Raw genomic sequence first — 23,179 nt, forward strand, 5'->3', positions numbered from 1 at the left:
GTATAATTACTTAATTATTACTTTATTGTGTGACAAAAGTGTGAAGTTTGTCAATTTTATCAGTTATAATAGAAGTTAACTTTGGCGTAATAATTAATTTTGATGTGCTATTTACATAAGTAAGTTTCTTTTTAGGGAAATCCTCAGAAGGTATGTATTCATATTCTTCTATAATTTCATCAAAAGTATAAGCAAGTTGAATTAAATTTTCTATTAGGTATTTATAGCTCTCACTCTCTTCAGAATAAGGAATTAATAATTTAATAAGATTCTCTAAAGGTCTTTTTTGTTCGGCAATTCGTTGCATCAATTCAGGATGCGGATTATTCTTCATCTCTTGAGTAAGAATATATACCGATTCGATCCATCCACCTGCAAGAATTAAGGCTCCAGTTGCTTCTCTTTTATTATTTTTGAAATATTTATCAATGTCTCTGTATACTTCAGATACAATTATCATTAAAGAATCTCGGTTGTCGATATTCTTTTCTACTCTACTTACCGTATTTTGATCTAGTACTTTCTGAACGCCAAGATCTAAGGATAAGATTTTTAAAACTGCAAAATAGCTTGTAGCATCTTGGGTTTGCTGATAAATATTAATATAACCTAAGTCTACACCATAAGCACCAAAGTTTATAGCTCGACTAAAATTAGTTACATAATCAGAAGCATTAAGTGAAGGGTTCAACAACTCCTTATTGTATGAAATTCCAGATTCATGTAGAATCAATGAAATTTGATAGGGAGAAGGCATACTGAATAGTATATTGTTGAAGTGGAAAACATTACCCGTTTCTTTTTCTGCTTTTACAGAGGAAGTTACTAGGTCTTCAATAAGTTTAACTTCCTTGTTTGTTTTCTCAGAAGGTTTTCTAAAATAGAAGAAACATATGATTACAATAACTATAGAAAATATGATCGTAAATATAATTCGGTTCTTTGAGTTTTTTTTTGCCATTATAGGTTGCTTGTGAAATATAACTGCAATTTACTAAGAAAATATTAGAAGTCAAATGCCCTTTTATCTATTTTTAATACATTTAGGGCTTTATAAGAAATACTATCAACAGCAATTATAAAATTTAAACCAAATGAGAAAAAGGATTATTTTAGGAGCTATTTGTTTATTAGCCCTTTGTGATGTTTCATCTTACGCTCAAAATAAAGTTTTGAGTATGAAAGATGCAATAATTGGACCGTGGCGTGATTTCTATCCTGAAAGCATTAACAATTTAGACTGGCGTGCAGATAAAAATGAATTTAGCTTTGTAGAAAAGAATGCTATTATGGTGGGTACACCAAAGCATGAAGCGGAAAAACTATTGGATTTAGAAACCCTAAATGCTGCATTATCAGTAGAATCTTTGTCTAAGCTTAGTAGAATTCCTGCTTTTTCATGGAAAGATGCTAATACAATTCAGTTTTTTAGTGGAAATAGCTTGGTACACTACAAGATTCAAGAAAATAAAGCCCAATTGGTTTTAAGTGTAGATGAACTTGCAGACAATCAAGTGCTTTGTGATTCTAATAATAAATTAGCTTATACGCTTGAAAATAATCTTTATTTTGTTGGTGAAGATGGCGTTGCAGTTGCTGTAACTTCTGATACGGATAAAAATATTGTAAGTGGTCAAACTGTAAGCCGAAGTGAATATGGTATTGATGGTGGTATTTTTTGGTCTCCTAATGGAGCTAATCTGGCTTTTTACCGTAAAGATGAAAGTAAAGTCACTTCATTTCCATTAATTGATATTAACACTCGTGTTGGAGATTTGAGGGAAATTAAATACCCAATGGCTGGTATGTCATCTGAAAAAGTATCTGTTGGTGTTTTTAATCTTGAAAACGGAAAAACCGTTTGGCTTAAGGTGACTGATTTTGACGAGGATAGATATCTTACAAATGTATCTTGGGGAGCAAAAGGGGAATATCTATATATTCAGGTGTTGAATAGAGCTTCTAATCATATGAAGTTGAATAAATATAATGCGGCGACTGGTGAGTTTGTGAAAACTTTACTAGAAGAGAAGGATGACCGTTGGGTAGAGCCTCAGCATAAATTAATCTTCCTTAAAACGAAACCTAATCAATTTATTTATCAATCAAATACGGCTGGTTTTAATCATATGTTTTTGTATACTAGCGAAGGTAAGTTGATTAAAAAGCTAACTAGTGGCGATTGGTTGGTAACAAAGGTTTTAGGTTTTGATAAAGCTGAGAAAAATCTATTTTACGAGTCTACCGAGGTAAGTCCAATTGAGCGTCATGTTTATAAATTGAATATGAAAACAGGTAAACGTGTTCGTTTAACTGAAGGTCATGGTGTTCATAATGTCAAAGTTAGTAAGACCGGTGCTTATATTATTGATAATTATTCGAGTTTAAATGTGCCTAGAATTATTAATATTAACGATAGCAAAGGAAAAGTTGTTAAGAATCTTGTGAAAGCAGAAAACAAACTTAAAGATTATAATCTTGGAGAAATTTCATTGGGAACAATTAAGTCTGCAGATAATAAAACCGACTTACATTATCGTTTGGTTAAACCAGCTGACTTTGATCCATCTGAAAAATATCCAGTTGTAATTTATGTTTATGGCGGACCTCATGCACAAATGGTTACTGATAGATGGTTAGGTGGAGCTAGTTTATGGGAAGAATATATGGCTCAACGAGGTTATGTTGTTTTCACTCTTGATAACCGAGGTTCTTCCAATCGAGGAAAAGAGTTCGAAGCCATTATTCACCGTCAGTGTGGACAAGCAGAAATGGCTGATCAGATGAAAGGCGTTGATTTCTTAAAATCCCAAACCTATGTAGATGCTGATCGTATTGGTGTTCATGGATGGAGTTATGGTGGATTTATGACTATTTCATTAATTACAAATTATCCCGATGTTTTTAAAGTTGCTGTTGCTGGTGGTCCAGTAATCGACTGGAAATGGTATGAAATTATGTATGGCGAACGCTATATGGATACGCCACAGGAAAATCCAGAAGGCTATGCTAAAGTGTCTTTAATAAGCAAAGCAAAAGATTTAAAAGGAAAGCTTTTAATTTGCCAAGGCGTTATTGATAAGACTGTAGTTTGGCAGAATAGCTTAAATTTTATTAGAGAATGTATTAAAAACAATGTTCAAGTTGACTACTTTCCTTATCCACGTGCAGAGCACAATGTGAGAGGCATGGATAGGATTCATTTGAAGCAGAAAGTAAGTAATTATTTTGATGATTATTTGAAATAGATTAAATTTCAAATTAAGAATTAAAAGCTCGCTTGCTAATTGCAAAGCGAGCTTTTTCAATTAAACATAGTTTGAATATCATTGTTTTGGGCTTACATTTGGCCTGAATTTATAAAAGTAGGAGAGATTGAAAACAAAAATTGATAATAAGAGCATTTGGACAATTGCATACCCAATTATATTGGGGAGTGTTGCCCAGAATATAATATCAGTTACTGATACTGCATTTTTAGGTCACTTAAGCGAAACAGCCTTAGGTGCTGCTGCTATTGCAACCATATTTTATTTCGCAATTGTTATGTTTGTGTGGGGCTTTGGATTGGGAACTCAAATTATAATTGCTCGAAGAGTAGGGGAACAGAATTATAAAATGGTTGGGAAAACCTTGATTCATGCGTTCTATTTTTTGATGATTGTTGGCATTTTTTTGTTGGGATTTATGAAGATTCAATCGCCAAGTTTATTAAAATGGATGGTCAGTTCCGATGGTATTTATCAAGCGAGTAACGATTATATATCTGTTCGTGCTTGGGGAATTCTGTTTGCATGTGTCAATCTTCTTTTTAGAGCTTTTTTTATTGGAATCGCTAAAACTAAAGTAATTAGTTGGAGTACAGCTTTTATGGCGATTATTAATGTGTTTTTCGATTATGGATTAATATTTGGAAATTTTGGTTTGCCTGAAATGGGAATTAAGGGTGCTGCTTTAGCTTCGGTAATCGCTGAATTTACAGCAATGGTCTTTTTTATTTTTTATACATTAAGGAAAGTCCCTCTTGCTCACTACGATCTTTTGCGTTTTTGTAAGGTTGATTGGCCTTTATTTAAGCGTTTATTAAATGTGTCATTCCCCATAATGATTCAAAATTTTCTATCCTTATCGTGTTGGTTTATCTTTTTCATTATGGTTGAACGAATGGGAGAGCATGAGTTGGCAATTTCAAATATTGTTAGGAGTATATATGTATTACTAATGGTACCCGTATGGGCATTTGGTTCGGCGGTTAATACTTTGGTAAGTCAGGTTATTGGAGAGGGTTTTCCCGATAAAGTCATGTTAGTTGTTTGGAGAACAGTTAAGTTGTCTTTTTTATCTGTACTATCTATAGTGGGTGTTTTAATTTTTTTCCCAGATTTGATAATTTCTATTTATACAGATGATGCTCTTTTAATAGAACATGCACGTCCTGTTGTTTATGTTGTGTTTGTGGCAGCCTTATTGTTTCCAATTGCAATTACTTTATTTGATGGGATCTCGGGGACCGGTAGAACGTTTCATGCTATGTTATTAGAAGTTTTTGTACTTGTTTTTTATTTGGGTGGTGTTTATCTTACCACTCAGGTTTTGAATGCGTCTATAACTCAAGTTTGGTATTCTGAATATTTCTATGCAATATTAATGGGAACAGTTTCTTTCTTATATCTTAAATATGGAAAGTGGCGTGGAAGCGTTGTGTAAAAAAAAACTTAATTTGTTTATTCAAAATCGATAACTTCAGGACCATCTACACTAAAATCACTAAATGTAGGACGATCTTCTCCTGATATGCCATATTGAGTACTTGAGAAATCGTGTGGTGCTCTAGGATATATTGATAATCTTAACTCTATAGTTTTAAATACCAAGTTTTCGTTGTTTAAACGAAGTCCAAGCCCAAAGCCATAATAGGCACTGTTTTTGAATGGACTCTTTTTATTGCTTCCAATTGTTCCTACATCGATAAAATTGAAGAATGCAAATTTAAAACCACCAGCAATAAATGGGGTAAATGTTATTTGCTCAAACTTTAAAGTTAAACGTTGTGTTCCTATTGCTTCAAGGCTTTTAAATTCACTTATGCCTATATCTGTATTTAGGGTAATAAATTCTTCAGAAAGGCGATTAATACCTAAATCGTAATTAAGTTCCAAAAAATTACGAAACCGGTATCTTCCAAGTTTTCGGAGTCGACTAATCAACTTATTTTGTAATACGATATAGCCTTGTTCGTAATGGCTTTTATCAAAAAAGCCACTAATTGAATATTTAGTAAATAAATATGTCTTAATCTTTTTATAATAATTAGCTCGTTTGTATTCAAAAGCTAAATATTTTCTGAAGGAGAACTCTCCATCTTCCAAACCAGTAGTAACTTGTAGTGAATAGCCAAAAGGAATATCTTCTGTTCTTCCGAAATTATATATAAGATTTGATGTGAAATATTTAGTTTGTCTGAGCGTTAAACTGGTTAGATAAAGTCTTTTATTGTGAAAAAAAATATTTAAGTCTTTATCTACTGTTGGACGTTCCGAAAAGTTGATAGATGAATAGCCAATGGTTGCAAGTATTTGTTTTTTATATAATTTATCTTTGGATGGAAGCTTGTATGATCGCCCGAACCAGTTTGAAGCATAATCAAAATCAAGAGGCTCTTCATTTAGAATTGGATCATTTGAATTGATTTTTTTTGAATGTCTAGTTCTAGAAAGTGTTAGTCCTCCTGCATATTTTGTCATGTAGGTTTCAAACTGTTTCTGTAATGATAATGTGGTTAATGATTTTTTATAATTGTCACTAAAGCATACGCCAATATTGATGTGTGAGGACTTGAAATTTTCAATATCATAGCATGTTGTATATCCCCATTGGGGATCTTTGCCAGAGTTATATTCAAAACCAGCTTTAATCTCATGTCCTCGTCCGTATAAGTTGCGATTGTATAGTTCTACAGAGGTAGAGGTAAGAGATCCTGCATCGATATCGAATCCCCATGAAAACTGATCTTTTACTAATAAATAAAGATCAATAAGCTCTGTTGATCCCATAACGGGGACAACAATGAAATGGGCATCTTTTATATATGATAAATTACGTATTAAACGTTCATTTTCTGCTGTATTAAATGCATCTAAAGTATCACCTTCTTTAAAGTAAAGTAGTCTTCTTATATGATTTTTACTGCTGGTATTATGAAGTCTATTGGCCGATTTTTCAATCCAGATTCTAGTCTTTTCAATCGTATCTAGATAGTTTGGTTTAAATGGTGGTATAACATCAATAATAAGTTTGTTTATCCGCTTACCTTGGTATGGTAAGAAAGCTTGACCACTTTGTTCTGCTTTTTTATTCTCCAACTTTTCACTTTTGTAAGGGGCCCTGAAAAATAGTTTGTAGAGTTCTTTCGTAATTTTGGATTTATAGGCCTTAGACTTAAGTTTTTTGTAAAATTCAGGATTTTCATTTAATGTGTCACCCCTTAAGTTTTCGTCTATAGTGTCGGAAATGCTGATTGTCGCAACGGTTTCATTTTGTTTGTAATTAGTAGACGAGAACGCAAAAGAATTCGACCAATTTGAAAAAATCAGCAGAATTAAGAAATAATATTTAAGTATCCGTTTTATGTTTTTAAGTCTTGATTACATTTAAAGGTAATAAAATTAGAATATGAGAAAAAGCATATTGTTTTAATCTTTCAAATTTTTAGTTTGGTCATGAATCGTTTTAAGTTGTTCATCTGTCCATTGCCATTTATCTCCAACTCTAATTTCACCAACAAGTTGTTTTTTATTAAAAAACTCTAGGGTTGTAATTGAGCTACCAAGCCCATATCGTTTTAAACCTAGTTTTGAATTTAATTTCTCAAACTTGATTGTTTCTTTCCCTTTTAAAGCGACTAAGTAATAATACGAAATTGAGAATTCTTCATTTTGATTATCAAAACTTACTTGATAAACAATTCTATTTCGTTTTATAGAAAGTAGAAGAATGAATATCACAATTAAGGTTAGTTCATATACTAGGTTTAATCCTAAGAAAATGATAATAAGAATTTGAAGCACTAACAGAAGGCTTAATTCACTTTTTATTCTTTTCCAAAGGGAGAAATCTGCTTTGTTAGGGGTATAACTAGTCATGTCTATTATTTATTGCATAGTTAAGTCTTTTATCTGAATGGGAGGTGTGTTATGGTTGAATTCTAAAACAATGATTTAAATAAAATGAAAAAACATCCTAAATCATAAAGATAAAGGATGTTTTTGAATGGAGTAAGCTCGACTTTATAGTTGCTCTAAAATTTCTTTGGCCGATGATCTGTTTTTATAGTTGGGATCGTATTGTAAGAACTTAATCTTTCCATTTTTGCCAATAATAAATGTGGCAGGAACAGGAAGCGTTTGGCTCTCATTTCCATTATCTTTTGCTAAATCAACACCGAATCCTTTATATTTTTTTTGAAGCTCTTTAGCAAGTATAAAGTTAACGCCAAATGATTCCATAATGGAATTATCTTTGTCCCAAATTACGGGAAATTCTGTTTTTGTTTTTTTTATAGTTTTCTCAATATTTTCTGTCTTTTCAGGTGTAACGGCAACAATTTGAGCACCTGCCTTTTTGAAATCTTCTAAATGGTCTTGTAATTCGCTCAGATGACGATTACAATAAGGGCACCATTGACCTCTATAAAAAACGACAATAAGTTGTTTGTCCTTAAGTACATCAGAACTTTTAAATTGATTGCCATTTTGATCAAAACCTACAACCTGAGGTGCCTTTTGTCCTACTTTCAAACTGCTTTCTGCCTTCTGAGCAAATGAGTTTAGGCTAATTGTTGCCAGAATAATAAATAATAAACGTTTCATATTTTGTATTTAAATTTAAGATTGAAGTTGAAATGAAGTCCTAATTATTTATCAACTCGCTCCGTAAAATTACAAAATAAAAGACCTTGATATCTTGTAAGTGCTTGGCTTAATTGTTAATCTGTTGTTAAAGGTCAAAAAAATCCCTAACCAATTAAGGAAAGGGATTCCGTATTTTAATGTAATTTGTTTTTAGCTATGCGTTTTGCAAACGCATGATTTTGTAAGTTGTATTTACGCTTGCTTGTTTGAATAATATGCCTACAGGGCATGTCTTTAATGTATTTTGAAGGCAAGATTCTATTTTTTTATCGCTAGCATTAGATTCAACTTTCACTTCGATTTCAACATCTGTAAAAGTTAGAGCACCGTCTTTTTGGAATCCAAAAGCATCAACTTCAAGAGCTGTAAAATCAATTCTCATTTTTTTAGCTATCATGTTGAAGATTGTATTTACACAGGCAGAGTAGCTCATTAGGCAAAGCTCAAGTGCACTAGCGCCTAAGTCGTGTCCACCTTTTTCTTCTGGTATGTCTGAAATAATTTCGTGTCCTCTATTGTCAGTAATTACTGAAGCTGTACCTTGAGTCCAAGTTGTTGTTGCTTTCATCTATTAATCTCTTTAAATATTTATATATATGATGTAATCTATATTTGTTGATACAAATATATATAAATGTACAAATGTATATAAGTGTTATTTGGTGTTTTTAAGCATTTAGTTTATAAATCTTTATTTAAATGAAGCTTCTTTTCAGCTTGATTAGGCTATAATTTCAAACCATTGCATTAAATTTTAATGACTTTTTAATATGAATTTTAAATAAACAGACTTAAATTACATTTCTTTACTTTATCAAATAATAAAATGAGTTGACAACGATGGTGATTTGTTCATTAAGATGTCTTAAAAAAAACAGAATCTAAGCATGGCATACAGCGATTTAAAGGAATTATGGCTAGAACATTACAAGACGGCTCCTACTCAGCTTAAAAAAATGGGCGAAGTAAATGGTTTAATTAGTGCATTTAATGCAAATGTAGATGCAGTAATTAAAGTTAGTGGGAAAGACATTGAGAAAATTATTTCTGAAAATAAGCTTGATTTGGCTCAGATAACTGGGGAAGGAGAAAGTTCTATTCAGACTAATGAAGATGCCATTCGAGGTTTTCTTCAATGCTTTAAAGATGGCAAGGCTGAAGAGTGGTTGATTGATAATAAAACTGTATTCAACTGGTTGAATAAAACGGTAGGCTACGATAAGCTTCAGATGGGTGGACAAGGTGGCATTGTTGCCAATGTTATGGCTGTTTGTGGTGTTAATTCGGTGTATGTTCATTGTGCTTCTAATCCAAAAGAGCAAGCTCAACTTTTTTTAGATTTAGACAATCTTTTGTCTGTTGATGAAAATGGTAAGGTAGCTCAAGCTTCAAAAGTTGATAGAAAGGATGATTTACCTTTAATTCATTGGATTATCGAGTTTGATGGCGGAGATACTATTAATTTGGGTGGAACAGCATATACTTGTCCTAAGGCTAATCGATTTATTGCAACCTACGATCCTTTAAACTTTAAATTGCATGTGGACGAGCAATTTTCAAAGTGTATGACTAAGGATGATGTTAACCCAGAATATATCATCTTATCGGGCTATCAAATGCTTCATGAAAATTTGAAAGATGGAAGCAAAGGTGTTGATAGGATAGATGCTTCGAAAGAAATGATTAAAACCTGGAGAAAATCATGTCCAGAGAATTTATTACATCTAGAAGTTGCATCAACTCAAGATAAAGTTATACGTAAACACTTAATTGATTCATTAGTCGAAAGTGTGGATAGTTTAGGTTTTAACGAGCGTGAATTAATTGATATACTAGAAGTTATTGGCGAAGAAGATTTGGCTACCAAGTGTGAAGCTGATATTAATGCAGAAAATATGTTTCTGGGTATGTTGAAAGTGTTTGAATATACAGGATGTCCTCGTTTACAGTTACATATGTTTGGTTTGTATTTAACGATACAAAAGAAAAACTTTAAAATAACTTCATTGCAAAACAGAAATGGAATGCAATTGGCAGCGACTGTGGCAGCAGCAAAGGCAGGAACTGGATCTATAAATACCAAAGATGTTTTACTTTGGGCCCAAGGACATAAAGTGTCGAATGTTGGTTTGGATGAATTAACAAATCTGCAAAAACTAGTTACCTCGATGTATGGTGAGAATAAGTTGCTAGAAACAGGCTTGTTCGAAAATGATCTGATGGAAATTATTGCAGTACCTACTATATTAATTGAGAAACCGGTGACTTTGGTTGGAATGGGAGATACTATTTCTTCAGTATCATTGGTTGGTGCGCGTTAGTCTTTCGAATTAATAATTTATTATCCTAGAATTTAATTTTTAGGGTTACTTAACTGATCGTTCCTCGACTCTTCGGGGTTCGATTCATTTTCTCATCCCGTAAGTTTTCGGGATTACGTTAATGGAATAGTAAGCGAAGGTAGGTTCTTATCTTTAAAATCATATTTCATCATTCTTTATCTGCGTCTAGCTTTGTTGATTAAACGCTGTCAGTAACGATTTTTTCTCGCGCTTATCAAGTTTGTCATTTCCGATAACCAATGGAATCGTCATTTATGATTCTAAATTATTTTACAAATAGCCTCCAATTATTCGCTCCTTTGCTTTATCGTCTTTTCTCCTTTCGCCCATCCACACCTTCACTCATTATCTTACCGATCCCGATAATTATCGGGACTTTCGGGATCGCACATTCACTTTCAACTTTCCTTCCTTTATCCTTATTCTCTTTGTTTTAAGACGCGATGAATCGCGATCTCTACTATTTTCTTGAATTGACTTTTACCTTGTTCTCTTTTACTTAAACTTTTTAATTTTTTCGTTTTATCCTTAGTGACTTAATACTTTCCTTACTTTATCCTTTAACCATTATCCTTCCGTTTCTTTAATCTTAGCGACAGTTTAATTTTGGATCGTTTTAAATCTCATATCACACGAATTATTCTTAGTGAATATCAATTTTAAATCTATTTTTATTTGATTTTGATCTGAATAACTAATAAACAAAAAAAATCTTAGTAAACGTTTGCGTTATTCGAGAATGAAAGGCTAACTTGCGCTTGCTTTTGAAAGAGGATTCTCCTTTATATTGAGCGGATTCTTATACTAACCTATAAGATCTCACTAACCTATAATGTGAAAAAAATCCTAAAGGCAACTCTAGGATTTTTTTTTATTTAGATTTTTTTTGTGCTACACTATATTATTAATCTAACTGTTATGAGGTACGGATAATATATATAAATTTTTTATAAGAACAGTTATAAAAACATGATAAGAAATATTACCTTTGAGCTGTTTTAAAACACTTTTATTGAAACAAAATGTAAGCCAAATTCCTTTGTTGTTTTTTGAAAGACTGCAACATTTGTACTCTGAAATATAGTTAGAATATTGATAAAATAATAGTTGAAAAATAAATTTTATTTAGAATGGTTTATTATTAAATATTTTAATCTTGTTTTAGGTTTATCACGCATATACAATTAAAGTTTCGTTTGTAATCATTAATAGCTTACAAACGGATAATAACAACTAACATATAAAAATAATGACACCTAAGTTTAAAGCTCAAGCTGGAACTTTTGAATCGAGCGACATTATGGTCCTTATTGAGCCCGTTGATGAAGGAACTGGTAGGCAGGTTGATCTTTCCTCTACTGTAATGCTACAATTCGAAGAGGATATTAAAGCAACCATTAATCAAGTTTTAGATGCAATGAACGTTGGACACGTGCACCTTATTGCTAAGGACAAAGGCGCATTGACTCCAACCATTAAAGCGAGAGTTGAAACCGCAATTAAACGTTCTTTAGGTATTCAGGAGGGTACATTGTAATGGCTAAAAAGAAAAGAAGATCAATGTTGTACATTCCGGGTAACAATCCGGCTATGGTTCAACAAGCAGGTGTTTATGGCTGCGATGCTGTGTTACTTGACTTGGAAGATGCAGTTGCTTTAAACCAAAAAGATGCTGCTCGTATTTTGGTACGTAGTATGCTTAAAACTGTAAATTTTTACAAGACAGAAGTTTGTGTTCGTGTCAACAATTTACAAACGCCATTTGGTTTAGCCGATTTGGAAGAGATCGTGCCTATGCAGCCTGACAATATTCGTTTTCCTAAAACAGAATCTGTTCAGGATGTAAGAGATTTTATGAAAGAAGTTCGTCGAATCGAAAAGGAACATGATATCAAAGATCCTAAAATGACGATTCATGTGATGATCGAAACCGCAAAGGGCGTTGCGAATGTCTATGATATTGCTTCTTGCGAACCACGAATAGATGCCATAACGATTGGTGGTCAGGATTTGACTGCTGACATGGGTATTATAAAAACACCAGACGGCGCCGGAATTGATTATGCTCGTAAGCGAATTGTAATGGCAGGTAAAGCCAACAACCTTGATGTATTAGATACTGTTTTTGCTGATGTAAATGATGAGGAAGGTCTTAAAGAAGAGACTGAATACATTAAAAAATTAGGTTTTGCGGGTAAAGCATTGATTAATCCTCGTCAGATTGATCCTGTTCATGAGGTGTTTAATCCTAGCGAAAAAGAAATTCGTAAAGCTTATCGTGTCTATTCTGAATTTTATAAGAATACGAAAGCTGGTATTGGTGTTTTTGCCATTGATGGTAAAATGATTGATGCACCTGTAGTTCAGAGAGCGATTACTGTTTTAGAATATGCTAATATCGATATTAAGGATATTGAAAAAAGTGTAGACTTATCAGATTAAAGTAAATTTTTGTATTTCGATAAATTGGAAAACAATTAATTATAAAGCAATAAAACGAGCCTTATTAAATACGCTTCATATTAAAAGGGTAAATATTATTGGCAACTTTTATGTGATATAAATATGAAATTATAAAAACATGAAAAACGTATTAGGAGTTGAAATTCCTGAATATATAGAAGGTATTGGCAAATTGGAGCCTTACCAGGGTGTATGGAAAAGTATCATCGAAGATGAAGTTCCATCTACCAATATATCTCGTACATTAAAGGCCAAAAAAGCACATACATCAAAAGTTTGTTCCTCTTTAGAGGATGCCATTGAAAAATGTAAACCTTTCGATGGTATGACAGTAACTTGTCATCACCATCTTCGTGGAGGTGATGGTGTGTTGATGCAAGTTATTGAGATTTTAGATAAGATGGGAATTAAAGATATAACTTTAGCTTCATCTTCATTAACTTCGGCTCACGATGGCTTGGTTCCTTATGTTGAGAAAGGAATGATAACTAAAATATTTTCATCGGGAATTAGAGGTGCTCTTGGCGATGTAATTTCGTCGGGCAAATTAAAATATCCAGCAATTATTCACTCCCATGGTGGTCGTGTTCGCGATTTTCTAACAGGTAGAATTAAGCCAGATTTATCAGTACTAGCTGCTTCAGCTGCTGATGTGGAAGGTAATGCTACAGGTTCTCACGGACCATCTGCCTTTGGTTCTATGGGCTATGCTGATATTGATGCACGTTACTCAAAAAATGTGATTATCGTTACTGATAATATGGTAGAATACCCATGTGTGCCAAGTACTATTCGTCAGCACTTTGTTGATTATGTTGTAAATATTGATAGTATTGGTGATACATCTAAAATTGCATCGGGTACAACGCGTATTACATCTTCACCTATGGACTTACGTATTGCTCGTATTGCAGCAACTGTAATCGAACAGTCTGGTTTATTTAAGGATGGCATGTCGTTCCAAGTTGGTGCGGGTGGTGCTTCTTTGGCTGTGGCTAAGTTTTTACGTGAGGATATGAAGCGTAAAAGCATTCAAGGTTCTTTCATGATTGGTGGCGTAACATCTTACGGTGTTGATATGCTTAATGAAGGCTTATTTAAAGCTATTTTCGATGTTCAATCATTTGATGCTGCCGTAAGTACTTCGGTATTGAATAACCCTAAGCATGTTGAAATTACTTGTGACCAATATGCAAATCCTAATAACTGTGGTGCCATGACCAATAAATTGGATGTGGTTGTTTTAGGTGCACTCGAGGTTGATGTTGATTTTAATGTTAACGTTATTACGGGTTCATCAGGGGAAATTCGCGGTGCTTCAGGAGGTCACTCAGATACAGCTTCAGGTGCAAATCTTTCGGTAATTGTTTGTCCATCATTCCGTGGTCGTTTACCAATTATTATGGATCGTGTTCATACAGTTGTAACACCAGGAGAGAGTGTTGATGTGATTGTAACTGAACGTGGTGTTTGTGTTAATCCAGCAAAGCCTGATTTAGCTGTTGCTTTGAAAAAAGCTGGGCTTAAGGTTGTAGATATTAAAGATCTTAAGAAAGAAGTTGATTCTATGACAGGTATTCCTGCTAAGAAAAAACTTGGTGATAAGATTGTTGCTTTAGTAGAATATCGCGACGGAACAATCATCGACGTGATCAAAAATGTTACAAATTTAGGATAAGTTAATTCGATTTTTGAATTGAAAATTATATTTCCCTCTCCATGAAGATGGAGGGGGAACTGTTTCTATCTTTAGAAGCAAATTAACTGACTTTTATTGCTGATGAATAAAAACTCATGCATGACGATAGGGATGGATAAGTCGATAGAGGAATTGCTATTGGCTAAGGATAGGCGAAGCGAATTGAGAATGCAGAGACTTGAAAAAGGCTGTATTACGCTGAGTTTTAATTTGAACATTCCTGGTTTGCCAAAGTCTAATGAAAGTTTTCATGCTTTTTTTAAGACATGTTTGAGTGAGCTGCAAAAATACCTTCTTTCTCATCGAATCGTAACGAATAAAGATACGATTCATTGCGAAACCGATACGGCAGGAGATTTCTTCCTTGCAGAGATAATCGATTCTGATTATTCTGCTATCCAAATAAAAGAACTTTGCGAGATATTTGAAATTGAACATCCTTTGGGGCGTTTATTAGATGTTGATGTGGTCGATGAAAAAGGAGAGTTGGTTTCTTCAGGTAAAGCTAAAACTTGTTTCTTTTGTAATGAGGCACCAGCCATATATTGTATGCGTACGCAAGCTCACGATTATGCTGCTATGCGTACGAAAATAGAGTCTGAAATATTTAAATATCAGGCATCAAATAAAAGACAAAATATTTGCAAGCAACTTGCCATTTTAGCAACACAATCTTTATTGCATGAAGTTGCTCTAGCACCTAAACCTGGTTTGGTCGATCGATTTAATGAGGGATCACATACTGATATGGATTTTTCAACTTTTTTAAATTCTACGGCAGCTCTTTCTATTTCTTTTCAGAAGATAGCAGACTTTGGTTATTGTTTTTCTGGTGACAATTTGAAAGAAGCTTTGCCTAGGTTGAGGTTAATTGGCCTTGAGATTGAAGATGATATGTTTGCCGAAACGCATGGCGTTAACACACATAAAGGTGCTATTTTCCTTTTAGGATTTTCAATTTTTGTATCAGCTTATTTATTGTCCAAGGATTCATTTACCAATGATAAATTTGTTTCTCTTATTCAGGATATGAATGGCGACTTGGTTGCTCGTGAACTGGGGAAGAAACTTGACTTGGGAAAAGAAACACATGGTGAAGCGTGTTATAGACGTTTTGGTAAAATGGGACAGGGGATACGTGGCGAAATTCAAGCTGGTATGCCCTGTGTTTTTAAAAAGGCACTTCCTATTTTGCATGAGCAATTTGATACCGAAGAAATTCTAAATGATAAAATATTAAATAAAGGATTAACCTGTGCGTTATTGGCTATTATTTCAAATAATGATGATAGTAATATTCTTTATCGAAAAGGTGTAGAAGTGCTTCAGAAACTTAAAGACAAAGCGTCAAGTTGTTTGCTTGAATTTAAGAGTGAAAAATTTGAATCGACTTATAATGATTTGATAGCATTTTGTGAAGAAAAAAGAATTTCACCTGGAGGTTCTGCTGATTTAATGGCAGTTTCTTATTTTATGTATCGTGTGAATAGAAGGTTAGTGAATCATGATTAATTACATTTATAATAATTAGAATAAAATACCAATAGGAAACACAATATAACAATGAGTGTAGAAAATACTGACTTTAGAGAAGAATCGTTAGATTTAAAAAACCCGTTTGATGTCAAATTGGTATCTGAATTCTTGAGTAATTTAGGCTTTGATTATATTACTGATGATGTAGATTATTCTATGATTCTATATAATTTGAATGATGAGCTTATTGGAACAGGATCGTATAAAGGTCGTGTTTTAAAATATGTGGCAGTTGCACCCAAGTTTAGAGAAGGTGCTGCTTTTGCTCAAATTGTAACTCATCTAATTGATATTGTTATTCAGAAGCATAATCATATTTTTGTTTATACCAAGCCTGCCAATCTTGTTGTGTTTAAAGGTTTGGGATTTACCGAAATTGCAACTGCAGAGCCTTTGTTTTCGGTTCTTGAATTTGGATATGAGAATATTAGAAGTTACCAAGATTATTTACGTTCTATTAAGCGTGATGTGCATGTTGGCCATATTGCAGCTGTAGTTGTAAATTGTAACCCATTTACTATGGGGCATAAATATCTAATTGAGAAAGCTTGCCGTGAAAATAGAGTAGTTTATTTATTTGTTGTTGAAGAAAATCGTTCATCCTTTAGTTTTTCAACCCGTTGGCGATTAATTAAGGAAGAGCTTGGCCATATTGATAATTTAGTAATGGTAAAAGGTGGAGATTATGTGGTTTCGGGTACTATCTTTCCTGCCTATTTTTTAAAGAAAGAGAAGAAATCAGACATTGCTGCATGTCAAGCTGAGCTAGATGTTATTGCTTTTATGAGGTATATCGTACCCATATTAAATATTAACCGTAGATATGTTGGGACTGAGATGTATTCTCCGGTAACATTGGCCTATAATAAAGCTATGATTAAGCATTTGCCACCCAATGGTGTTGAGCTTATAGTAATACCTCGAATTACATGTGGTTCTAAAGATAATTATATCTCTGCTTATAAAGTAAGACAAGCCATTCGTGAGGATAAGTTGGATACGGTAATTGATTTCCTTCCAACATCAACCAGACGATATTTACTCTCAGAAGATTCTGCTCACGTTAGAGCGAAAATAAAATCTAAAGTAACAAGGCACTAAGGCTAAAAAAAACACAGCGACTAAAACTTCAATAAGTTTAGTCGCTGTTTTTTTGAAAAGTCTTAAAGGATAAAGTAAAACAAGGTGAAAGGGATTATCTCGACTTTGAGCTTTTAGAATAAATAGATCCTAGTATTTTCATTAATTCTTTAGATTCAATTTCTATATTGATCCATTCTGAATTTGACTCTAAAATTTCAATAATTATTCGAACCCAGTAGTCTGAAAATTCGTTTATTTGTAAATTCCTAATTCCTAATTCCTAATTCCTAATTCCTAATTCCTAATTCCTAATTTATTCCTGGTTTCCATGATTTTAATTTAATTAAATCGGGAAAGGCTTGCGGTTTGTAAATCGATTTTCCTTCGAATACACGTAAACATTCTTGTACTCCTTCAGAGATACTTGGATGAGGGTGTACGTTTTTACGGATATCCTTAAGTGTTCCTTTTTGGGTGATTTGGTAAGCAATTGATGTAATTAAGGTCGACGCTTGTGGACCAGCAGCACGCATACCCAATATGCGATTTTCACCATCGTCACTTACTATAATTTTAATAAACCCATCGGTAGCTCTCATGGCAATAGCTCTGTTGACTAATTCGTTTGAGTAGCTAGCTACTTTGTATGGAATGTTCTGCTTTTTACAGGCTTTTTCATTCATCCCGACGGCAGCAACTTCGGGTTTGAAGAACATCAGTGTAGACATATTTGAGTAGTCGAGTGGAAATTCTAAATTGCCATATAGAGCTTCAACGATAGATCGACCTTGAATTTCACCAACCGAATAGAGTTGTGCATGACCCGATACATCACCTGCGGCAAAAATATTGCAAGATTGGAAGTTGTCAATTGCACATATTTCGTTAATGTTTAAATAGCCTCTTTCGGTTGTTTTGATGTTAACATTTTCGAGCCCTAAATTATCAAGATTTGGTATACGACCTATGGCTACAATAGCAACATCTACCTCAATAACTGTTGAATGCCCATCTTGATAATCTAAAACAACCTCTAGGCAATCACTTTTTTTACGAATTGTTCTTAGGTTGGCTGTGTGGTGAATGATTACGCCATTTTTTTCAAGTCCTTTTGAAACAAAATCACTAATATCATCATCTTCATAAGGAATTACTTTATGTTGGCGATCAAGTAGATGAACTTCTGTTTGATTGTAATTAGAAAAGATAGTAGCATATTCACAGCCAATAATCCCTGAACCAATAATGATCATTCTTTCGGGAAATTCCTTGAGTTTCATTATACCTTCAGAATTTATAATTCGCTCTTGGTCAATTTCAATGTCTGGCATTTCTCTTGGGCGCGATCCTGTTGCAATTATGATATTGTCACCTGTAATAATCTCTTTTTCTCCTTTTTTATCAATCTGAATTGTATTGGAATCGATAAATTTTGCCCATCCATATTTTAAACAGATGCTTCCGTGGGTCTCCGTTTTTTCAGAAAAGGTTTCTATCTGAGAGAGCATTTGTAGTTGCTTTTGTTTCGCAGCTTGGATAATGGTTTTCTGAACTTGTTTGTAATCAGCAAGTAATCCGGAAACTCTATAGCCTCGATTAACCGAAGAAGCAACATTAAAATCTTTTGATAACTCCCACATAGCTTTTGAGCTTAGAGCTCCGTTCATAATACCAGCACCACCAAGATGGTTGGCTTCAATGATACAAACCGATTTTTTAAAATCGATAGCACGTGTAGCTGCTGAAAACCCTGCAGGTCCGCTACCTATTACGATTAGGTCGTATTTTTCTTGACTCATATTTTGATATCTCAGTTCTTGTGGAAATATAGATTCTTTGATCTTTTATTTTGTTGTATGAAGATAGGAATTATCAATCAAAAGATAAGGCTAAAGGTTAAAGAAAATTTAAGTAAACAAGCGTAAAGGAAGGAAAGTGTAAAGGTTAACTCACGACAGGGAGATTGAGAAATAAGGTTAAAAAAAGGAAAGTGTAAAAGTTAAAGGGGAAAGGGCGATCCCGAAAGAGTTTGGGAGGCGGATGGGCGAAGGATAATTTGTAGGAGAATGACGAATTATTAATAAAAATACACAACAAAAAAGCTAGACTCAGATAAATAATGATGAAATGAATAAAAAACCACTTCCCTTTTTTAATATTTCCCCGCCTTACATTTAAGGAGGGGTGGCTTATTTGTCGAGGAACGAGAAAAATGAGACGGGGTGGTTTTAAAATATTTCTAGCTGAAAATTTTGAAGTAAAAAAGAAGTGAAACTGACATTTGCTCATTAACTAAGAGATAGCCGTCCCGAATCCTTTCGGGATTCCTCCTCGCTATGACAGATTTGGAAGAGTGAAGTATCGAGAAATGTCGAATGATTAATTAACCAATGCTCAATGCCAGTTGTAGGGGGAACTGATAACCAATTTTGAAAACTGACAATTGATAACTAAGTATGAACTGTCTATAAATTAGTAGATGATTTTACCTTCCTTTAGTTTTTGTAAGCTTGTTTTAAATAAAACGTCATGAAGAAGCTTGGCTTCCCTAATGTTTTCTGAATTAATTTCATCATCTAATTCAATATAATTTGCAGTATCAAGAAGAAATTCATCATCTCTTAAATTGGGATAGTCTTGCTCTATTTCGTAAATATCAGAAAATTGCATGTATGGTACACGACTTAATACGGCTTTACGTTGATCATTATAGGCTTCTCTATTGGGCGCTTTATCATTGGCATAATAGATTTCTTGCAAGCTATCCACAAAAAAATCGTCAAAACTTCTCAAGAGAAGAATCCTATCCTTTCGAATGCGAAATATTTCGTCAAGATCAGTCTCAGATATCTGTTCTTCATTCCGTATTCCCTTGGTTAAAAAGAGATAGGCGAGTAAAACTAAACCAATACTTTTTTCTTCATCATCAATTAAGTCAAGATGCAATATAAGAAGTAAGCTTTTGCCTAGGTGTGAAATATGACTACTTTCCCATAGAATTAAAGGGTTTGTTTTTAAGGTAGCGTAAATTTTGCGTAGCTCTTTATTGCAAGCTTTAGTTTTTCCAGTTTGGCCTAATTCAATGGCTTGTAAAACGATATTTTGTAATTCTTCGCTAGTCATATTTGTTGTGATTCTGATACTATGGGTTATAGTATATGATTTAAAATTTTCTGTCGCAAAGATAAGGAAAAGTAAATAAGGATAAAGGAAGGAAAGGATAAAGGTTAAAGGAAGGAAAAAAAAGAGAAAGAGCGGAAGGCAGATGGGTGAAGTATCGGAGGATAATTTGAAAAATAATTACGATATAAATCCCAATGTTTATCGGGAACGATAAGTCTGTAAGCGTCTTATATAGTCATTTCTGACAGAGCTTAATCAAAAACACACAACAAAATGCAGATAAATAATGATGAAGTATGCTTAAAGAAATAAGAAACCACTTCTCTTTTTTTATATTCCCCGCCTTACATTCAAGGAGGGGTGGATTATTTGTCGAGGAACGAGGAAAATGAGACGGGGTGGTTTTAAAAATATTTCCAGCTGAATATTTCGAATTTAAAAGAGAAATCTAAAACCATCTTCTCCTAATTGAACGTAATTTTCGCCATCCCTGATTTATAATCTGGGGCTATGGAGTTATCGATTTACAATCGTAAAGCATCAAAAAAAAAGAGATCACAGATCTCTAACTCAAAACTTGCAGATAAAATATCTGCAAGAGCATGTGATCGTGTTGCCATAAATCGAAAGATGAATGGGAGAACTCGCGATAGTGCGGATGGGCGACAGGGAAACAAGGTTAAAGAAAGGACAGGCGAATTCTCGAGGGAAAATTGATAACCGAAAACCGAGAACTAATTGATTAACCAATGCCCAATTCTCAAGGGACTATTGATAACCAATTTTGATAGCTGACGACTTATTAACCTCCAAACAGTATCATAATCCTCAATAAATAACTTACACACTTTACGGGATAGTGTCAAAAAGGAGCTCCAAAACGGAACTCCTTGTATCTCGAAATGAATGATGTTTTGATTATTTGATGCGAATGTTTTTTTCGTCAGTAATTTTTTCGCAGTAGTGGCATTTTAATGTGATTGGTGATTTACTCATAACTTTAAACTTAGTAAAAACATCTTCCACATTTGTAATGCATTTAGGATTCATACATTTTACGATTCCCTCAACTTTGTTAGGAACTTCAACAACTCTTTTTTCAATAACTTGATAATCTCGAATAATATTCAATTTGGCATTAGGCGCAATTAATGAAATTTTATTGATTTCATCATCAGCAAAGAATTTCTCTGAGATTTTGATGATGCCTTTTTTACCCAGCATATCGCTTCTATAATTACTCCCAATAGTCACTGCTGTTGGACATTTATCCAATTCTAACATGTTGATTACCTTAAAAAGGAGTTCTGCAGGAATATGATCGATTACAGTACCATTCTTAATAGCTCTAACCTGAAGTTCTTTTTTCTTTGTCATATCTTGATGTACTTAAAGTCTTTAAAATGAAATATTCAATGATAAATTGATCTCTATAGATTTAGAGCCTTAGCGATGATGGCTTGTCTGGCATAAACACCATTTAGAGCCTGTGTAAAATAGTAGGCCTTTGGGTTAGCATCAACATCTACTGCAATTTCGTTTACTCTTGGTAGTGGATGAAGAACACGAAGATTGTCTTTCGTATCTTTTAGCATATCATTTTTCAGAATATAAACATTCTTAACCTTCTCGTATTCCAAAGGATCAACAAAACGTTCACGTTGAACACGAGTCATATATAGAATATCTGCATCATTTATGATCGAATTGAATTCGGAATGTTCATGGTATTTGATGTTATTTTTATCCATGAAAATTTTGTAGGCTCTAGGAATTTCTAACTCTTTAGGCGCAATAAAGTGGAAAGTTGGGTTGAAATGTGAAAGAGCCATAAGTAGAGAATGAACTGTTCTTCCATATTTAAGATCTCCAACCATAAAGATATTCAGGTTTTCAAGAGTGCCCTGAGTCTTTTGTATAGAATAAAGATCGAGCATGGTTTGTGAAGGATGCTGATTGGCACCATCACCTGCATTAATTACGGGAACATCAGAAACTTCTGAAGCATATCGAGCAGCACCCTCAATAGAGTGACGCATTACGATAAGGTCAGCATAGTTACTCACCATTTTAATCGTATCGTTAAGAGTTTCACCTTTAGATGTACTAGTCGATGAAGCATCGGTAAAACCAACAATTCGACCACCCATGCGACTGATAGCTGTTTCAAAACTCAAGCGAGTTCGTGTTGAGGGTTCAAAAAATAGAGAGGCAACGACCTTACCTTCAAGGATATTAGAGTTTGGATTCTTTTCAAATTCTGCGGCCCTAGCCAGCACTTCCAAAATTTCTTCTTTCGTGTAGTCGTCAATAGACACTAAGCTTCTGTTATCCATTTCTTAATTTTTAGAATTTATATATAAAAGGTTGTTTTGATATCAAAAAAAAACCAACAACTGTCGGTGTAATAGACAATGTTGGTTTTAATAAAAAATATAATAAATAAGATTTGAAACCTGAATCAAAGGCTTTTCGTCTCAAAAACAAATTGAATAGTGAAAAATAATTATGAAAATGGAGATTGCAAAAGTGAAGATTTTCACTTTTATAGAAAGATTGTCTAGATTGAATTATTGCGTGTTCCATTCTAGGCTTCAAAGGTAAATATAAAGAAAGGATATTATCAAATTTATTGCCTATTATTTTTTTTGATGAATAGTTTTGTCTGAATCAGTGTCCATTAGTGGTTGAGTTCAAAAAGAAAATATTTAAGCACTAATTAAAATGAAGCGTTGAAAGTCATTGTCATAGCGAGGAAGGATGACGCGGCTATCTCCTGATGAATGAACTGTTGTCAGTTATCGTTTTTCTGTTATCCGTTGTCATTTGGCATCAGGTATGGCTTAACTAGGATAGACCTGTCATGACCTTCGGTGATCTCGCAATCCCGAAAGCTCGTACGTTTACGAAAGAAAATAAAAGGATTCATTCATACCCTAATTTTGTATTTTAGGGGCTTGAATGGAAGGAGATAGTACCACTGGGAAGGCAAGATACGATTGAATCGATATCGTCCGAAAGAA

Annotated in this window: 18 protein-coding genes; 9 read left to right on the forward strand and 9 right to left on the reverse strand. The window is 33.6% G+C overall.

The window, feature by feature from the left end; genetic code table 11:
• Positions 1-22: 22 nt before the first annotated feature.
• On the reverse strand, positions 23-961 hold the full coding sequence (locus tag EMN46_RS10445) for a hypothetical protein (RefSeq protein WP_154200750.1): 939 nt from the start codon (positions 959-961) through the stop codon (positions 23-25).
• A gap of 133 nt (positions 962-1,094) precedes the next feature.
• On the opposite strand from EMN46_RS10445, the gene EMN46_RS10450 reads away from it, so the two are divergent.
• Both EMN46_RS10450 and EMN46_RS10455 read left to right on the forward strand, forming a co-directional pair.
• Positions 1,095-3,248 (forward strand): DPP IV N-terminal domain-containing protein, encoded by a 2,154-nt coding sequence (locus EMN46_RS10450; RefSeq protein WP_154200751.1) that lies wholly within the window; start codon positions 1,095-1,097, stop codon positions 3,246-3,248.
• A 127-nt stretch (positions 3,249-3,375) separates the two neighbouring features.
• A complete protein-coding gene (locus EMN46_RS10455) occupies positions 3,376-4,707 on the forward strand; it encodes an MATE family efflux transporter (protein WP_154200752.1) in 1,332 nt (443 codons plus the stop codon).
• Between the two features lie 17 nt (positions 4,708-4,724).
• Here the strand turns inward: EMN46_RS10455 and EMN46_RS10460 are convergent, their stop codons facing one another.
• From EMN46_RS10460 to EMN46_RS10475, 4 genes are all read right to left on the reverse strand, one after another.
• Positions 4,725-6,362, reverse strand: coding sequence for a hypothetical protein (locus EMN46_RS10460; RefSeq protein ID WP_154200753.1), 1,638 nt, complete (start codon positions 6,360-6,362; stop codon positions 4,725-4,727).
• Positions 6,363-6,692: 330 nt separating this feature from the next.
• On the reverse strand, positions 6,693-7,142 hold the full coding sequence (locus EMN46_RS10465) for a hypothetical protein (RefSeq protein ID WP_154200754.1): 450 nt from the start codon (positions 7,140-7,142) through the stop codon (positions 6,693-6,695).
• 144 nt (positions 7,143-7,286) lie between these two features.
• The gene (locus EMN46_RS10470) at positions 7,287-7,868 is read right to left on the reverse strand and encodes a peroxiredoxin-like family protein (protein ID WP_154200755.1); all 582 of its coding nucleotides are present in this window, start codon (positions 7,866-7,868) and stop codon (positions 7,287-7,289) included.
• Between the two features lie 196 nt (positions 7,869-8,064).
• Complete coding sequence (locus tag EMN46_RS10475; RefSeq protein WP_154200756.1) at positions 8,065-8,478, reverse strand: OsmC family protein; 414 nt, start codon at positions 8,476-8,478, stop codon at positions 8,065-8,067.
• Positions 8,479-8,797: 319 nt separating this feature from the next.
• On the opposite strand from EMN46_RS10475, the gene EMN46_RS10480 reads away from it, so the two are divergent.
• From EMN46_RS10480 to EMN46_RS10505, 6 genes are all read left to right on the forward strand, one after another.
• Entirely contained in the window at positions 8,798-10,231 is a 1,434-nt protein-coding gene (locus EMN46_RS10480) for an ADP-dependent glucokinase/phosphofructokinase (protein ID WP_154200757.1), read from the forward strand.
• A gap of 1,270 nt (positions 10,232-11,501) precedes the next feature.
• A complete protein-coding gene (gene citD / locus EMN46_RS10485) occupies positions 11,502-11,789 on the forward strand; it encodes a citrate lyase acyl carrier protein (protein WP_154200758.1) in 288 nt (95 codons plus the stop codon).
• A 23-nt stretch (positions 11,790-11,812) separates the two neighbouring features.
• Positions 11,813-12,694, forward strand: coding sequence for a CoA ester lyase (locus EMN46_RS10490; RefSeq protein ID WP_195715240.1), 882 nt, complete (start codon positions 11,813-11,815; stop codon positions 12,692-12,694).
• 139 nt (positions 12,695-12,833) lie between these two features.
• Positions 12,834-14,393, forward strand: coding sequence for a citrate lyase subunit alpha (gene citF / locus EMN46_RS10495; RefSeq protein ID WP_154200760.1), 1,560 nt, complete (start codon positions 12,834-12,836; stop codon positions 14,391-14,393).
• Between the two features lie 120 nt (positions 14,394-14,513).
• The gene (locus tag EMN46_RS10500; protein WP_195715241.1) at positions 14,514-15,926 is read left to right on the forward strand and encodes a triphosphoribosyl-dephospho-CoA synthase; all 1,413 of its coding nucleotides are present in this window, start codon (positions 14,514-14,516) and stop codon (positions 15,924-15,926) included.
• Positions 15,927-15,977: 51 nt separating this feature from the next.
• Positions 15,978-17,051: a [citrate (pro-3S)-lyase] ligase gene (locus EMN46_RS10505; protein WP_154200762.1), complete on the forward strand. Its 1,074-nt coding sequence runs from the start codon at positions 15,978-15,980 to the stop codon at positions 17,049-17,051.
• Positions 17,052-17,341: 290 nt separating this feature from the next.
• Here the strand turns inward: EMN46_RS10505 and EMN46_RS10510 are convergent, their stop codons facing one another.
• Together EMN46_RS10510 and EMN46_RS10515 are read right to left on the reverse strand one after the other, a co-directional pair.
• Positions 17,342-18,832 carry an NAD(P)/FAD-dependent oxidoreductase gene (locus tag EMN46_RS10510; protein ID WP_154200763.1) on the reverse strand — a complete coding sequence of 497 codons (1,491 nt, stop codon included), beginning with the start codon at positions 18,830-18,832 and terminating at the stop codon, positions 17,342-17,344.
• A gap of 673 nt (positions 18,833-19,505) precedes the next feature.
• The gene (locus EMN46_RS10515) at positions 19,506-20,156 is read right to left on the reverse strand and encodes a hypothetical protein (protein WP_154200764.1); all 651 of its coding nucleotides are present in this window, start codon (positions 20,154-20,156) and stop codon (positions 19,506-19,508) included.
• Between the two features lie 510 nt (positions 20,157-20,666).
• Between EMN46_RS10515 and EMN46_RS10520 the strand changes: the two genes are divergently transcribed.
• The gene (locus EMN46_RS10520; protein ID WP_154200765.1) at positions 20,667-20,873 is read left to right on the forward strand and encodes a hypothetical protein; all 207 of its coding nucleotides are present in this window, start codon (positions 20,667-20,669) and stop codon (positions 20,871-20,873) included.
• Between the two features lie 201 nt (positions 20,874-21,074).
• Here EMN46_RS10520 and pyrI read toward each other — a convergent pair whose 3' ends face one another.
• Both pyrI and pyrB read right to left on the reverse strand, forming a co-directional pair.
• Positions 21,075-21,533 carry an aspartate carbamoyltransferase regulatory subunit gene (pyrI, locus tag EMN46_RS10525; protein WP_154200766.1) on the reverse strand — a complete coding sequence of 153 codons (459 nt, stop codon included), beginning with the start codon at positions 21,531-21,533 and terminating at the stop codon, positions 21,075-21,077.
• 53 nt (positions 21,534-21,586) lie between these two features.
• Positions 21,587-22,492, reverse strand: a complete 906-nt coding sequence (gene pyrB / locus EMN46_RS10530) for an aspartate carbamoyltransferase (protein WP_154200767.1) — start codon at positions 22,490-22,492, stop codon at positions 21,587-21,589.
• Positions 22,493-23,179: the final 687 nt, after the last annotated feature.

Origin of the sequence: Ancylomarina sp. 16SWW S1-10-2, assembly GCF_009669305.1 — a bacterium.
Classification (GTDB): Bacteria; Bacteroidota; Bacteroidia; order Bacteroidales; family Marinifilaceae; genus Ancylomarina.